Here is a 13,178-nt window from a genome sequence, read left to right on the forward strand (position 1 = left end):
GGAGGAAGTATAAGTTGTATTTTGCAGAACCGGTGGCCAAATTAATAGAACAGTTATCCAAGCTTCCGGGAATTGGTCCTAAAACTGCCCAAAAGCTTGCCTTGCATCTTTTGGAAACCCCTGAGGAAGAAGCAGAGGCTTTGGCTACTGCTATTTTAACTGCCCGAAAAAATACCAGATATTGTTCTACTTGCTTTAACCTAACCGATACCGACCCCTGTGCTATTTGCCAAAATCCTTCCCGTAACCGGAAGCTTTTAATGGTAGTGGAAGAGCCAAGGGATGTAGCGGTAATAGAGAAGACTGGCAGTTTTAACGGCATATACCATGTGCTGCACGGAGCTCTGTCTCCCATCAAGGGAATAGGGCCAGAAGATTTAAAGGTGAGGGAATTATTAATTAGGCTTTCTAAAGAACCGGTGGATGAAATAATTCTTGCTACTAATCCAACCATTGAAGGTGAAGCGACGGCGATGTATTTGGCTTCGCTATTAAAGCCTTTAAACTTTAAGGTAACAAGGATTGCCCACGGTTTGCCGGTGGGAAGCGACATTGAATATGCGGACGAACTAACCCTTCGAAAAGCCTTAGAAGGCCGAAGAATTTTGGAATAACTTGTCCCTGGTTTGCATAATTATTACCGGAGGGATGTCCGGTGCGGCTACTGGGGATGGTGTTTAGGAAAATATTTTTTTGGATGGTTTTAGGGTTTATCTTTTTAGGGATATTTAATTTAATAGGTAAAAAGTTTAGCTGGCATCTCGCGGTAAACCCGGTAACTGTATTTATTGCAGGAATCCTGGATTTACCGGGGATACTATTACTGGCGGCCTTGCGTTATATCGCTTTTGTTCTTTAAAGTATACACATAAAAAGGGGCTCTTTAGCCCCTTTTTTTCTTGACACATTTGTACCTAGCTGCTATTATAAATTGGGTTTTCAAGGAGGTGGCCTGTCGATGAAAAAATATGATGTTATAATCGTTGGGGCAGGACCGGCAGGAATTTTTGCCGCCCTGGAGATTACCCAGACTAAACCCGATGCCAAGGTATTAATTTTAGAAAAAGGTCCTGATGTTAACAAAAGGATCTGTCCATCCAAAGAAAAGGGTATACCGTGTATCAACTGTAAGCCCTGTGCCATTGTTACCGGCTGGGGAGGAGCGGGAGCTGTTTCCGACGGTAAGCTTACCCTGTCCACCGAAGTGGGTGGGCATCTAGGTGAATATATTGGAGAAAAGGAATTAAACGGGCTCATAAAATACGTTGACGATATATATCTTAAGTTTGGCGCCCCGGACGTGGTTTATGGGATGGACCGGGAGGAAGAAATCCGGGAAATTCAAAAAAGGGCTGTTTTAGCCGATTTGCGGCTGGTGCCGGCGCCTATTAGGCACCTAGGTACCGGTAGAGCATTAGAGATTGTGGCAGCAATGAAAGAGGAACTACTGAGCCGGGGTGTGGATATTGCCACTCATACGCAAGTGGCAGAAATATTAGTTAATCACGGAAAAGTAAAAGGAGTAGAGACCACTTCTGGCGAATATTATGAAAGTACGGCAGTGGTAGTAGCTCCAGGCCGGGAAGGGTCCGAGTGGCTTTTAAAAGAATCTCTGAAGCTTGGTCTTAAAACTGCTGTTAACCCGGTAGATATTGGGGTGCGGGTGGAGCTTCCGGCGGTAGTGTTTGAGCCAATTACGAATGTAGTTTACGAATCAAAGTTCATCTACTACTCCAAAACATTTGAAGACAAAGTCAGAACTTTTTGTATGAATCCCTACGGAGAGGTAGTGCAGGAGAATAACGATGGGATTATTACCGTAAATGGCCATTCCCATGCCCATAAGAAAACCGAGAACACCAACTTTGCCCTGTTAGTAAGTAAAACCTTTACTCATCCCTTCAAAGAGCCTATTGCCTACGGCAAATACATTGCTCGCCTCGCCAACTTATTAGGAGGTGGGGTACTGGTACAACGGCTTGGGGATTTAATTGATGGTCGCCGGACTACCGAGGAGCGGTTAAAAAAAGGTCTGGTACGACCAACTTTGGAAGATGCAACGCCTGGAGACTTAAGCTTAGTTTTTCCCTACCGCCATTTAATGGCGTTGGTAGAGATGTTACAAGCTTTAGACAAAATTGCCCCGGGGGTATTTAACCGCAATACCTTATTGTACGGGGTGGAAGTAAAGTTTTATTCTTCGCGCTTAGAGTTAAGTCCAGTTTTGGAAACCAAAATCCAAAACCTTTTTGCCGCTGGCGATGGTGCTGGAGTTACCCGGGGGCTGGTGCAAGCATCCGCTTCGGGGGTAGTTATTGGCCGAGAGCTGGCAAAACGCCTTTAAGGGGGAATTTAATTGAAAACTGTGGTTTTAATTGGAACCCAATGGGGGGACGAAGGCAAAGGAAAAATCACCGATTTTTTGGCGGAGAAAGCTGACCTGGTAGTACGCTACCAGGGGGGGAATAATGCTGGACATACCGTTGTGGTGGGGGAAAATTCTTTTAAGCTCCACTTAATTCCTTCGGGTATTTTATACCCGGATAAAATTTGCGTAATTGGCAACGGTGTGGTGATTGACCCCAAAGTTTTAAAAGAAGAACTTTTATATTTAAAAGAACGCGGAATAAATACCGATAATCTAAAGATTAGCTTAAGAGCACACATCATTATGCCCTACCACAAAAAGCTTGATGAATTAGAAGAAGAAGATAAAGGAGATAACAAAATCGGTACTACCAAGCGGGGAATTGGCCCGGCTTACCGGGATAAAGCATCCCGTACCGGTATTCGGGTCTCGGACCTTTTAGATAAAGAACTTTTTGCCGAAAAATTAGCTTTAAATCTTAAAGAAAAAAATAATCTTTTGAAAAAGATTTATGGGGTAGAAGGCTTTAGTTTTGATGAGTTATACCAGGAGTATTTAGAATATGCCGAAATCATAAGGCCGTATGCTACCGATACCTCCAGGCTTATAAATGATTCCATTGAGGATGGGAAAAAAATCCTTTTTGAAGGAGCCCAGGGGACGTTACTGGATCTTGACCATGGCACCTACCCCTATGTTACTTCCAGCCACCCGGTAGCCGGGGCGGCATGTATTGGAGCCGGTATTGGTCCGACCAAGATTCACAAAGTAATTGGAGTGGTAAAGGCTTATACCACGCGGGTAGGTAGTGGCCCCTTTCCTACAGAGCTTTTAGATGAGACTGGCGAGTTTTTACGAAAACAGGGGTACGAATTTGGCACTACCACCGGTCGGCCTCGCCGCTGTGGTTGGTTTGACGGGGTAATTGCCCGCTATGCGGCTCGGGTAAATGGTTTATCCGGCCTTGCGGTTACCAAGCTTGATGTTTTATCCGGTCTTGAAACCGTAAAAATAGCGGTAGGCTATCGGTTTAACGGGGAAATCATCCGGGAATTTCCCGCAAGTTTAAAAGAACTTTCCCAGTGCGAACCAGTTTATGAGGAACTTCCCGGGTGGAAAGAAGATATTAGCGGAGCTAAAAAACTTACTGACCTTCCGGAAAACGCCAGGAATTACTTAAAGAAAATTGAAGAAGTTACCGGCGTTCCTGTTGCTATTATTTCTGTAGGAACCCGCCGGGATCAAACTATTATTTTAGACCAGGTTTTTTAGAAATGGACAAAATATTTATAAACGGCAAAGTTCTTCCCCGGGAAAAGGCGGCAATATCCCCTTTTGACCGGGGTTTTTCCTATGGTGACGGAGTCTTTGAAACCATTGGCGTTTTTTCCGGAGTGCCTTTTTTGTTGGAAAAGCATTTACAAAGGATGTTTTTGGGGCTTAAGCTTTTAGAAATTAAATTCCCCTTGAGCCGCGAGCAATTTATCAGCACCGTTTTCAAGTTTTTAAGAGAAATGAAAGTAGCCGATGGAGTTTTAAAGATTATCGTAAGCCGGGGCGAGAGCGAGCGGGGACTTTTGCCAGCCAGGGATTTAGAACCGACGGTATTAATGAGTTTGTCGCCCCTACCGGCAAGGGATTTTAAACCCATTAAAACAGCGTTTCTTTCTGTACCGGTATTACCGCCTAAACTGGTAATAGGGCAGATTAAAACTTTAAACCAGCTTCCCCAGGTGTTAGCGGCTAAAGAATGTCAGAAAAAAGGGATTGTCGAAGGTATCAGGCTTACTATAGAAGGCTATTTAGCCGAAGGTAGTATGGCTAATCTTTTCTGGGTCAAAAACGGGGTACTGAAAACTCCTGAAAAAAACCTGGTTTTACCTGGAATTGCCCGGGAGCTTATTTTACAACTGGCTCGAATCGCCGATATTCCGGTGTCTGAAGGGAAATATCCGGTAGAAGAAATATATGGGGCAACGGAAATATTTTTTACCAATTCGGTACGGGGGATTATACCCGTAGGTCAACTCGACCAGCGAGAATTACATGACTATTCGGTAACCAAACGCTTATGGGCTTTATACGAAGCTTATTTGGAAAAATACATAGCTGAAAATAGGGGAGAAGGATAATGTTAACCGTAGAGATTCCAGGAAGATTTACTTTGAATCTGGCTTATCTGGTGCTGGATTATAATGGTACAATTGCTGTGGACGGAAAACTGTTGCCCGGGGTAGGAGAGCTTTTAGTTGAGCTAAATAAATTTTTAAAAATTTACGTTTTAACCCGTGATACCTTTGGAAAAGTAAGGGAAGAACTGGCTTTATTTCCTTTTGTGGAATTAATAATAGTGGGGGAGCCAGGGGCCCAAGAAAAACGTAAGTTTTTAGAAAAGCTCGGAGCGGAGAAGACGGTAGCCATTGGAAATGGTTATAATGACCGGCTAATGTTAAAAGAAGCAGCTTTAGGGATTTTAGTTATTGAAGAAGAAGGGGCAAGTATTGAGGCCTTACTTAGTGCCGATATCATAGTTAAATCGCCGATAGATGCTTTAAAGCTATTAACCAATAAAGGCCGAATGGTGGCGACTCTTCGTTGTTAATTATTAACAGGATAAATTCTCAATAAAAATTGTTGACACTAGGGGTGATTTATTGTAATATTATTTGTGCACGGATGAGCCATTAGCTCAGTTGGTAGAGCACCTGACTTTTAATCAGGGTGTCGGAGGTTCGAGTCCTCCATGGCTCACCATTTTATTTATGGCCCCATGGTCAAGTGGTTAAGACACCGCCCTTTCAAGGCGGTAACCCGGGTTCGAATCCCGGTGGGGTCACCATTTGGCGGGAGTAGCTCAGTGGTAGAGCATCGGCTTCCCAAGCCGAGGGTCGCGGGTTCGAATCCCGTTTCCCGCTCCAGAAATTAAAAGGGTTCCGGGACTTTTAGTTGGTGCCGGAACCCTTTTTTGGTGCCATTTTGGTGTCATTTTTTAACGCCGTATCTATTTTGGCGGTAGCAGTTTTTTTTAACCTCAAGGGTAACCTGCGAGTAATTTTTGCTTTATGGTTTAATACGCTTGAGATTGAATATATCGGCATCGTGATGAGCAAGTTTAAACAGGACATAATCTAACTTTTCTGTGTGTTCTTTAAGCGTTTGTTTAACTTCTTTCATATCGCTTTTAAGTTCGTCTACATCTTTTCTAAGTCCTTCTACATCTTTTCTAAGTCCTTCTACATCTTTTCTAAGTCCTTCTACATCTTTTCTAAGTCCTTCTACATCTTTTCCAAGCCCTTCTACATCTTTTCTAAGCCCTTCTACTGCGGCGTTGGTATTGCCGACTATGCGGATTAATTCAGTTAGCATGTCCGTAATTTGATCTAAGCGGGCTTCGGTTTTGGTAATATCCATGTAATCATCACCTACCTGTAGTTATTTTCTTCTTCCAATAGCCTTAAGCAAGTTTTTTTGTGGTTAGTCCTTTGATTTGTCTGAGTTCTATTATTCTTTCAGCAAATGTATCTGAGTATTGGCTTTAAAATTAGCTTCAATAAAATCTTATCATAAAATAGTACTGGTTTAAAATAGAAATATTGTAGAAAAATAAAAATTTGACGCTGCAAAAACTTTTAAGCTATAATAATCAAGGAAAGTTTGCCAAAGGAGGTTTTTTAGATGAAGCATATTAAGTCTTTAAAAGGAAGTCTTAGCCATTTTGAGGGTAAAGGTTGCGGCAATTGCCAGGCATCTTGCCAATCGGCCTGCAAAACTTCCTGCACTGTAGGAAATCAGGTTTGTCAGAACTAACCTAAGATTAACCTAATCCAATGGGTTAGGTTAATTTTTTTATTTAAGTCTATTTGTAAGACCGTCTCCGACCGCAGACGAAATAGGTGGATAAAGGAAGGGTTAATATGCACATTTATCGTTATAAAGGAACCAATATTGCCATAGATGAATTTTCCGGTGGCATTCATGTCTTAGATGAAATTACTTACGAAATTCTCAAAGATTATGATGGGTACCAGGGAAAAGCTCCTTTACAAGATCTTACTTTAGAAAAGGTTTTACCAAAGTTAGAGGGGCGTTATTCTCCAGGGGAAATAAAGGAAGCATTAGAGGAAATAAAATCTTTAATTGCCGAAGGCCAGCTTTTTTCCGAGGATAAGTTTCAACAACACTATAAGCCTCCGAAAACTGAAATAAAAGCTATGTGCCTGAATATCGCTCATGACTGCAACATGCGCTGTCGCTACTGCTTTGCGGGAACAGGAAGTTATGGCCATGAACGGGGGCTTATGTCCCTTTCTACCGCCCAAAAGGCCATTGATTTTTTAATAGAAAATAGTGGGCAGCGAAAAAACCTTGAGGTGGACTTTTTTGGGGGCGAACCTCTTTTAAACTGGGAAGTGGTTAAGGCGACTGTTATATACGGTACAGAAAAAGCCCAGGCTTTTGGTAAAAATATAAGCTTTACCCTTACCACCAATGCCATCCTCCTTACCGATGAAGTTCGGGAGTTTTTAGCCGAGCACAATATGGGGGTTGTGTTAAGCTTAGATGGCCGGGAAGAGGTCCACGACCGAATGCGTCCACTACCCGGTGGCAAAGCGTCTTATAAAACAGTACTTACAAATATCAAAAAATTCCTGGAGAAATGGGGGGAGCGTTCCTATTATATCCGTGGAACTTTTACCGCCCAAAATCCGGACTTTGCCGAAGACTTTAAGGCTTTGGCCCAGGAAGGATTTAAATCCATTTCCTTAGAGCCAGTGGTACTGCCGGAATCTTCCCCCCTTGCTTTAAAAGAGCAGCTTTTACCTGTCTTAAAAGCTCAATACGACGAATTGGGAGAATATTTATATAAGCTCTGGCAGGAGGGAAAAAATGTGGAATTTTTCCACTTTAATTTAAATCCCTATGAAGGGCCATGTCTTCATAAAAGGCTTTCCGGCTGTGGAGCAGGTTTTGAGTATGTGGCGGTATCTCCAGAAGGAAATATTTATCCCTGTCACCAGTTTGTTGGCAAAGAAAAGTATCGAATGGGGAATGTAAATGAAGGGATTATCCATAAAGATATTCCAGAGACCTTTAAAAACGCCCATATTTATAATAAAAACGATTGTACCTCCTGCTGGGCCCGGTATTACTGCAGCGGTGGCTGCCATGCTAATAATCTTAATATGACCGGAAATATTTTAAAGCCCTATAAAACCTCTTGCGAAATGATGAAAAAGCGGGTAGAAATTGCTCTCTATCTAGCCCTAAAGAAAGAAGGTCTTATTTAAAGCTCCCTTTTGGTTGGGGGCTTTAACCTTTTTTAAGGTAAAAACATACTTTAGTAGTAAGTAAAATAATTTTTTACCCAAAAGGAGGGATTTACCTTGAGTTTACCTACACCTGTTCCTATTGGCGTTGGTGCTGGACTTTCCCTGGATGTAGAGTATATTAAGCCCCGCGAACAGCTATTAGGTGGTCGGAGAATTTTGGTTTATCCGGTAAAATTTATTTGCGGCTTCATTCCAAACCCTTCAGGACCTCCAGAGGCAACATTGCCACCGGGCGAAGAGCCGCCATTAAAGCCTGCTAATTATGCCACGGCGATCAATGTAATAAACCTTACCGATCATACAATTTCCTTTAATAAAAAGGCGGTAATAGCGCTGCCGGAAGGAGAACACAATAATCCTATAATCGGAGATAAAATTACTGAAACTTTACTTCCCAATGCAGCATTGGAAATAGACTGTAACGATATTGTTAATAATCTCTTATATGGAAAAAACCTTCCACCGGTAACGCTTTTAAAGGGGTTTGTGGTAATTGAAATTCCGAAATTGGTAAGCTGTGTGAAGGATTTTCACCCGCTGGAGGTAGTAGCAATTTATACTGCTCTTCATAAACAATTTGTTTTATCAAGTGTATAAAGGGCAGGGGTATACCCTGTCTTTTTTTTTGCTTTTGTTGGACAAAAAGAAAAAATTTTGGTAAAATATTTAAAGATTATGGTCAATTTGGAGGTTTTAAATGAGGTTAGCTAAGAAGCTATTTCTAATAACGGTGGTAATGTTTGTAGCCTATATCATTGTCTTAGGCAATACCTCTCAAGGTATTTTCCATATTGAAAAAGCTAAAGTTTTTCCCAATGCTTTACTTGTTAGCTTAGAGCCAAGTTTGGTTTTAGCTCAAAGCAATACTACTAAAAACCAGTTTAATAATGCTAAGGTAAAAAAAGTTTCCCCAAAGGTTGCGGTGAAAAAAACCCAGAAAACGTCCCGGAAGGCCCGCTTAATAGCTTCCCGGGATGAAGCGGAAAGATTTATCTGGCCTGCACGCGGAGGAATTAACTCCCCCTTTGGCGAGCGCTGGGGTAGGATGCATGAAGGTATAGATATTGATGGCTCTACCGGTGATCCGGTACGGGCCTCCCGGGAAGGGGTTGTGACCTTTGCCGGCTGGGAAGATGGCTATGGGAAGCTTATTGTCTTGGACCATGTCGGGCCTTATAAAACTAAGTATGGCCATCTGTCCAAAATTTTGGTACGAGTCGGGCAGAGAGTAGAAGCAGGGGAAGTAATTGGTCTAATTGGTAGTACCGGCCGTTCTACTGGTTCCCACCTGCATTTTGAAATCTTAATTAACGGAAATCCGGTAAATCCTTTAAGATACTTACCGTAAAATAAGAAAAGTAAAGCGGGCTTTTAGCTCGCTTTCTTTATATTGATAAAATTTATTTGTTAAAAAATTAACATAATAAAGCAGGATTCGGAAAAAGAAAGAAGAATTTATATATAGAAATTGACTGCGTAAGGGGAGATAAAATGAGTATTTTACAATTAAGAGCAAAAAAGCGGCAACAAAAAATAATTTTATGGACAATTGCTTTATTTTTGGGGTTTGGCTTGGTGGCATCATCGGTTGCCTGGACTATTGGCAACAATACCGGAACCACATCAACCCAAACCAATCAAGGAATTGACCCGGCAATTGCTTTAGAGGCGGAAGTACTGGCAAATCCTGCAGATGTAAATAAGATGTATCAGCTAGCTATTACTTTATTTGATAAAGGCACACCGGAAGGATACTTAAAATCTGCCTATTATTTAGGCAAAATTTTAGAGCTAAACAGCACTAATGTTCCGGTGATGGTTGACCGGGCAATTGCCCTTTTTTATATCGGTCAGGTGGATGATGCCATAAAACAGGTTCAAGAGGCGTTAAAAATTGACCCCAATCACCCTAAAGCTCATTTTAATTACGGGATCTTCCTGGGGTACGGTAAGCAAAATTATAAAGAAGGAATTGCCGAACTCCAAAAAGCAATAGCTTTATCTGACCCTACATCTCCTGATGTGCAAAACGCAAAACAAATAATTAGTGATTTTGAAAAAAGCTTAAATAGTGGTAGCGGTAAAAAATAAACTGCCAGAATTTTAAACTATCATAAATATTAAAAATAATATAATATAATTGTAAAAAAGGCCCCATAGAGGAGGAAATCCCCATGCGGGCTTTATTATTTGCCCGAAGAAAAGGATTAATTTTTATTTTTTTAGCGGCATTTCTTTTCCTGGGTCAAATTTCCTTTAAAGAATGGCTTACATTAAAACAAGAAGTTTTTTTGTTAGGGTATAGATTTACCCAGGCAAAAATTTATCTGTATCAAGATATAACTGTAGTAAGTAAAAAGCCTATACCCCAAAGCTATTTAATAAAAGTAAACAACCTTTTTCAAAAAGAAAAAAAGTATTTTTCTTATGAAGGTAAAGAGCGGGTAGTAATTATTTTTCAAAAAAAACAAAGTTTAGGGGGGTTATTTTCCCCGCCAAGTGAGGGGTATTACTGGGGAGGAGTTGTTTATCTTTCTGAGGATTTAGAAAGTAAAGCCTTAGCCCATGAAATGGCCCATTTTTTACTAGACCTTAAAACCGGTGGTAAACTTTCGCGCTATTTACACGAAGGGCTTGCCCAGTGGATAGAAGTTAATCTTGGTTTACCCCCTGCTTTTTTGGGAGATGAAAAGAAAGTATTTATTTCAATTCTTGAATTAGAAAAAAACCTCGATGATGCCGAAAATCAGTATGCTGCTTATCGGCAAAGTTATTATTTTATCAAGTTTTTAGAAAAGAAAAAGGGTAGAGAGGGGATAGATAAATTTTTAGAGGAAGTAAAAAGAAGCGGAAAAGATAAAGCTTTTATAAAGGTTTACGGTGAACGGGAAAAAGATCTCTTTAAAAACTTTATAATTTGGTATAAATTAAATATGCCGTTTTAGAGGGTTGAGGTTCCAACTTCCAAAAGGGTTGCCCCTACAAAAAATATAAAAAGCGAAGCAGATGCTTCGCTTTTTATATTGCTTTTGCGTCCTCAGCCAAAGATTTTAAGCAGTCGGTGCAAACGAGCTTACCTTTATAATGATGTACGTTTGCGGCGTTACCGCAGAAAATGCAGGCAGGTTCGTACTTTTTGAGGATGATTTTTTCGTTGTCAACGTAAATTTCCAGAGCATCCTTTTCTTCAATGCCCAAAGTTCTTCTCAGCTCAATGGGGATAACTACCCGGCCGAGCTCATCTACTTTTCTGACTATTCCAGTCGATTTCATGATGAATTCTCCTCCTTTATTATTGCAATATTCGACAAAATTCTTTCAGCTAAATATTACCAAAGTTAACTCTAATAGTCAATAAGGTTTGTCCAATTTTATTAAAAAATTCTAAGCAGTTGACGGTTATTGTTAAGTTTGGTACGATATCACCAAAAAGTACCTGTAAGGCAGGAGGCGTGTTTTAAGTGGGTAAGAGTTTTTATATAACAACACCAATTTATTATCCCAGTGATACCTTACATATTGGTCATGCTTATACCACAGTGGCAGCGGATACCATGGCCCGGTTTAAGAGGATGACAGGGCATGATGTCTGGTTTTTAACCGGTTCCGATGAACACGGTCAGAAAATTGAAAGGAAAGCTAAAAGCAAAGGGCTTTCTCCCAAGGAATATGTTGATCCGATTGTCGAAAGCTTTAAAGAATTATGGCGGCTTTTGGACATCAGCTATAACGATTTTATCCGCACTACCGAAGAGCGGCATAAAAAAGTGGTACAGGCGATCTTTCAAAAACTGTACGAGCAGGGAGATATCTATAAGTCTGCCTATGAAGGCTGGTACTGCACTCCCTGTGAAACCTTCTGGACCGAAGGAAAACTTATTGACGGCAACTGTCCTGACTGCGGCCGACCGGTAGAGTGGGTACGGGAAGAAAGCTATTTCTTTAAAATGTCAAAATACGCGGATAAGCTTTTAAAGCATATTGAAGAAAATCCGGAATTTATTGTTCCCGAATCTCGTAGAAACGAAATGATAAATTTTATAAAGCAGGGGTTAGAAGACCTGTGTGTTTCGCGGACGACCTTTAACTGGGGGATACCGGTACCTTTTGATCCAAAGCACGTGGCGTATGTTTGGGTCGATGCCCTGACCAATTATATTTCCGCTTTGGGTTATGGAACAGAAGATGACAAGCTTTTCCAGAAATACTGGCCGGCGGATGTCCACTTGGTCGGTAAAGACATTGTCCGTTTTCATACGGTAATCTGGCCAATAATTTTGTTAGCCCTTGGGGTAGAATTACCCAAAAAAGTGGTAGGTCACGGCTGGTTTGTTTTAGAAGGGGGCAAGATGTCTAAGTCAAAAGGCAATGTTGTTGACCCGGTAAAATTAATTGAAAAATACGGAGTGGATGCGGTTCGCTACTTTTTAGTCCGGGAAATGCCTTTAGGTTTGGATGCGGTTTATTCGGAAGAAGCGTTAATTAATCGAATAAATGTTGACTTAGCCAATGACCTTGGTAATCTTTTAAATCGCACCCTGTCCATGTTGGAAAAGTTTTTAGGGGGCGAAATACCTCTACCGTATGAGTATGAAGAAATCGACAGAGAAGTAATTGACCTTGCTCAGGCGCTGCCTAAAGAAACGGAAGAGTTAATGAATAAGTTTGACCTGGCGGGGGCGTTAGCTAATATCTGGCGGCTTGTTACCAGGCTAAATAAATATATCGATGAAGTGGCTCCCTGGAGTTTAAACAAGGAAGGCAAAATTGAGCGGTTAAAGACCGTCCTTTACGTGGTGCTGGAAGGATATAGGTTTATCACCGTTTTACTAAAACCCGTAATGCCCAACTTCCCGGCAAAAGTTGCAGCTCAGTTAGGTGTTAGTGAGGAAGACCTCTTTACCTGGGAATCTTTATCCAACTGGGGACGACTCCCGGCAGGGGTAAAAACGAAAAAAGGTGAGCCGTTATTCCCCCGCCTTGACCCTGAAGTAATGTTAAATCCCGTAGGGGACGTAGAGCCAACTTCCGGTGGCGAAACCGCAGGTGCGGCTTTAGCTGATAAAAAGGAGGAAATATCTGTGACCGAACAAATCCCAGAAAAATCTCTCATTACTATAGACGAATTTGCTAAAATAGAGCTAAAGGTTGCTAAGGTTCTTGAGGCTGAACGGGTTCCCAAAACTGATAGGCTTTTAAAGCTAAAAGTTACCCTTGGAGACGAAGAACGCACCATTGTCGCCGGTATTGCCCAGTATTATGAACCAGAAGCCTTAGTAGGAAAACAGCTGGTTATTGTAGCAAACTTGCAGCCAGCAAAATTACGGGGTATCGAATCCCAGGGTATGATATTAGCAGCTTCCGGCAATGGAAATCTTCAAGTATTATTTGTTGACGACCAGATCCCACCAGGAAGCAAAGTAAAATAAAAACGGAAATTTGCAAGTCTCCCCCTTGTTAAAAGTTTGTAGGGCAGGTAT

The 13,178-nt window shown here is 41.3% G+C and carries 15 protein-coding genes and 3 tRNA genes; 16 read left to right on the forward strand and 2 right to left on the reverse strand.

Translation table 11 applies throughout. The features are described from left to right. The first annotated feature begins 14 nt into the window (after positions 1 to 14). The 9 genes from recR (at position 15) to cpu_RS03330 (ending at position 5,286) form a co-directional block, all read left to right on the forward strand. Complete coding sequence (recR, locus tag cpu_RS03290; RefSeq protein WP_075858583.1) at positions 15 to 614, forward strand: recombination mediator RecR; 600 nt, start codon at positions 15 to 17, stop codon at positions 612 to 614. Positions 615 to 655: 41 nt separating this feature from the next. Then, the gene (locus tag cpu_RS03295) at positions 656 to 859 is read left to right on the forward strand and encodes a pro-sigmaK processing inhibitor BofA family protein (protein ID WP_075858584.1); all 204 of its coding nucleotides are present in this window, start codon (positions 656 to 658) and stop codon (positions 857 to 859) included. A 99-nt stretch (positions 860 to 958) separates the two neighbouring features. Then, complete coding sequence (locus cpu_RS03300) at positions 959 to 2,344, forward strand: NAD(P)/FAD-dependent oxidoreductase (protein ID WP_075858585.1); 1,386 nt, start codon at positions 959 to 961, stop codon at positions 2,342 to 2,344. A gap of 12 nt (positions 2,345 to 2,356) precedes the next feature. Next, entirely contained in the window at positions 2,357 to 3,640 is a 1,284-nt protein-coding gene (locus cpu_RS03305) for an adenylosuccinate synthase (protein ID WP_075858586.1), read from the forward strand. A gap of 2 nt (positions 3,641 to 3,642) precedes the next feature. Continuing rightward, complete coding sequence (locus cpu_RS03310; protein ID WP_075858587.1) at positions 3,643 to 4,500, forward strand: aminotransferase class IV; 858 nt, start codon at positions 3,643 to 3,645, stop codon at positions 4,498 to 4,500. Then, positions 4,500 to 4,970: an HAD family hydrolase gene (locus cpu_RS03315; RefSeq protein ID WP_075858588.1), complete on the forward strand. Its 471-nt coding sequence runs from the start codon at positions 4,500 to 4,502 to the stop codon at positions 4,968 to 4,970. Before cpu_RS03310 ends, cpu_RS03315 begins: the two co-directional genes overlap by 1 nt. A 76-nt stretch (positions 4,971 to 5,046) precedes the next feature. Then, positions 5,047 to 5,122, forward strand: a tRNA-Lys gene (locus tag cpu_RS03320). Between the two features lie 10 nt (positions 5,123 to 5,132). Continuing rightward, a tRNA-Glu gene (locus cpu_RS03325) sits at positions 5,133 to 5,207 on the forward strand. A gap of 4 nt (positions 5,208 to 5,211) precedes the next feature. After that, positions 5,212 to 5,286 (forward strand) — tRNA-Gly (locus tag cpu_RS03330). Between the two features lie 142 nt (positions 5,287 to 5,428). Here cpu_RS03330 and cpu_RS03335 read toward each other — a convergent pair. Then, positions 5,429 to 5,779: a coiled-coil domain-containing protein gene (locus cpu_RS03335; protein WP_075858590.1), complete on the reverse strand. Its 351-nt coding sequence runs from the start codon at positions 5,777 to 5,779 to the stop codon at positions 5,429 to 5,431. A gap of 264 nt (positions 5,780 to 6,043) precedes the next feature. Between cpu_RS03335 and scfA the strand changes: the two genes are divergently transcribed. From scfA to cpu_RS03365, 6 genes are all read left to right on the forward strand, one after another. After that, entirely contained in the window at positions 6,044 to 6,175 is a 132-nt protein-coding gene (scfA, locus tag cpu_RS03340; protein WP_075858592.1) for a six-cysteine ranthipeptide SCIFF, read from the forward strand. A gap of 107 nt (positions 6,176 to 6,282) precedes the next feature. Then, positions 6,283 to 7,656, forward strand: coding sequence for a thioether cross-link-forming SCIFF peptide maturase (gene scfB, locus cpu_RS03345; RefSeq protein ID WP_075858594.1), 1,374 nt, complete (start codon positions 6,283 to 6,285; stop codon positions 7,654 to 7,656). A 96-nt stretch (positions 7,657 to 7,752) separates the two neighbouring features. Continuing rightward, positions 7,753 to 8,295: a hypothetical protein gene (locus tag cpu_RS03350; RefSeq protein WP_075858596.1), complete on the forward strand. Its 543-nt coding sequence runs from the start codon at positions 7,753 to 7,755 to the stop codon at positions 8,293 to 8,295. A 100-nt stretch (positions 8,296 to 8,395) separates the two neighbouring features. Beyond that, positions 8,396 to 9,046: a M23 family metallopeptidase gene (locus tag cpu_RS03355; protein WP_075858598.1), complete on the forward strand. Its 651-nt coding sequence runs from the start codon at positions 8,396 to 8,398 to the stop codon at positions 9,044 to 9,046. A gap of 143 nt (positions 9,047 to 9,189) precedes the next feature. After that, positions 9,190 to 9,789: a tetratricopeptide repeat protein gene (locus tag cpu_RS03360; RefSeq protein WP_075858600.1), complete on the forward strand. Its 600-nt coding sequence runs from the start codon at positions 9,190 to 9,192 to the stop codon at positions 9,787 to 9,789. Positions 9,790 to 9,872: 83 nt separating this feature from the next. Then, complete coding sequence (locus cpu_RS03365) at positions 9,873 to 10,643, forward strand: gluzincin family metallopeptidase (RefSeq protein ID WP_075858602.1); 771 nt, start codon at positions 9,873 to 9,875, stop codon at positions 10,641 to 10,643. 73 nt (positions 10,644 to 10,716) lie between these two features. Here the strand turns inward: cpu_RS03365 and cpu_RS03370 are convergent, their stop codons facing one another. Further along, complete coding sequence (locus cpu_RS03370) at positions 10,717 to 10,974, reverse strand: AbrB/MazE/SpoVT family DNA-binding domain-containing protein (protein WP_439951466.1); 258 nt, start codon at positions 10,972 to 10,974, stop codon at positions 10,717 to 10,719. A gap of 185 nt (positions 10,975 to 11,159) precedes the next feature. On the opposite strand from cpu_RS03370, the gene metG reads away from it, so the two are divergent. Then, positions 11,160 to 13,127, forward strand: coding sequence for a methionine--tRNA ligase (gene metG / locus cpu_RS03375; protein WP_075858606.1), 1,968 nt, complete (start codon positions 11,160 to 11,162; stop codon positions 13,125 to 13,127). Positions 13,128 to 13,178: the final 51 nt, after the last annotated feature.

The sequence above is a fragment of the Carboxydothermus pertinax genome (genome assembly GCF_001950255.1).
Lineage (GTDB): Bacteria > Bacillota > Z-2901 > Carboxydothermales > Carboxydothermaceae > Carboxydothermus > Carboxydothermus pertinax.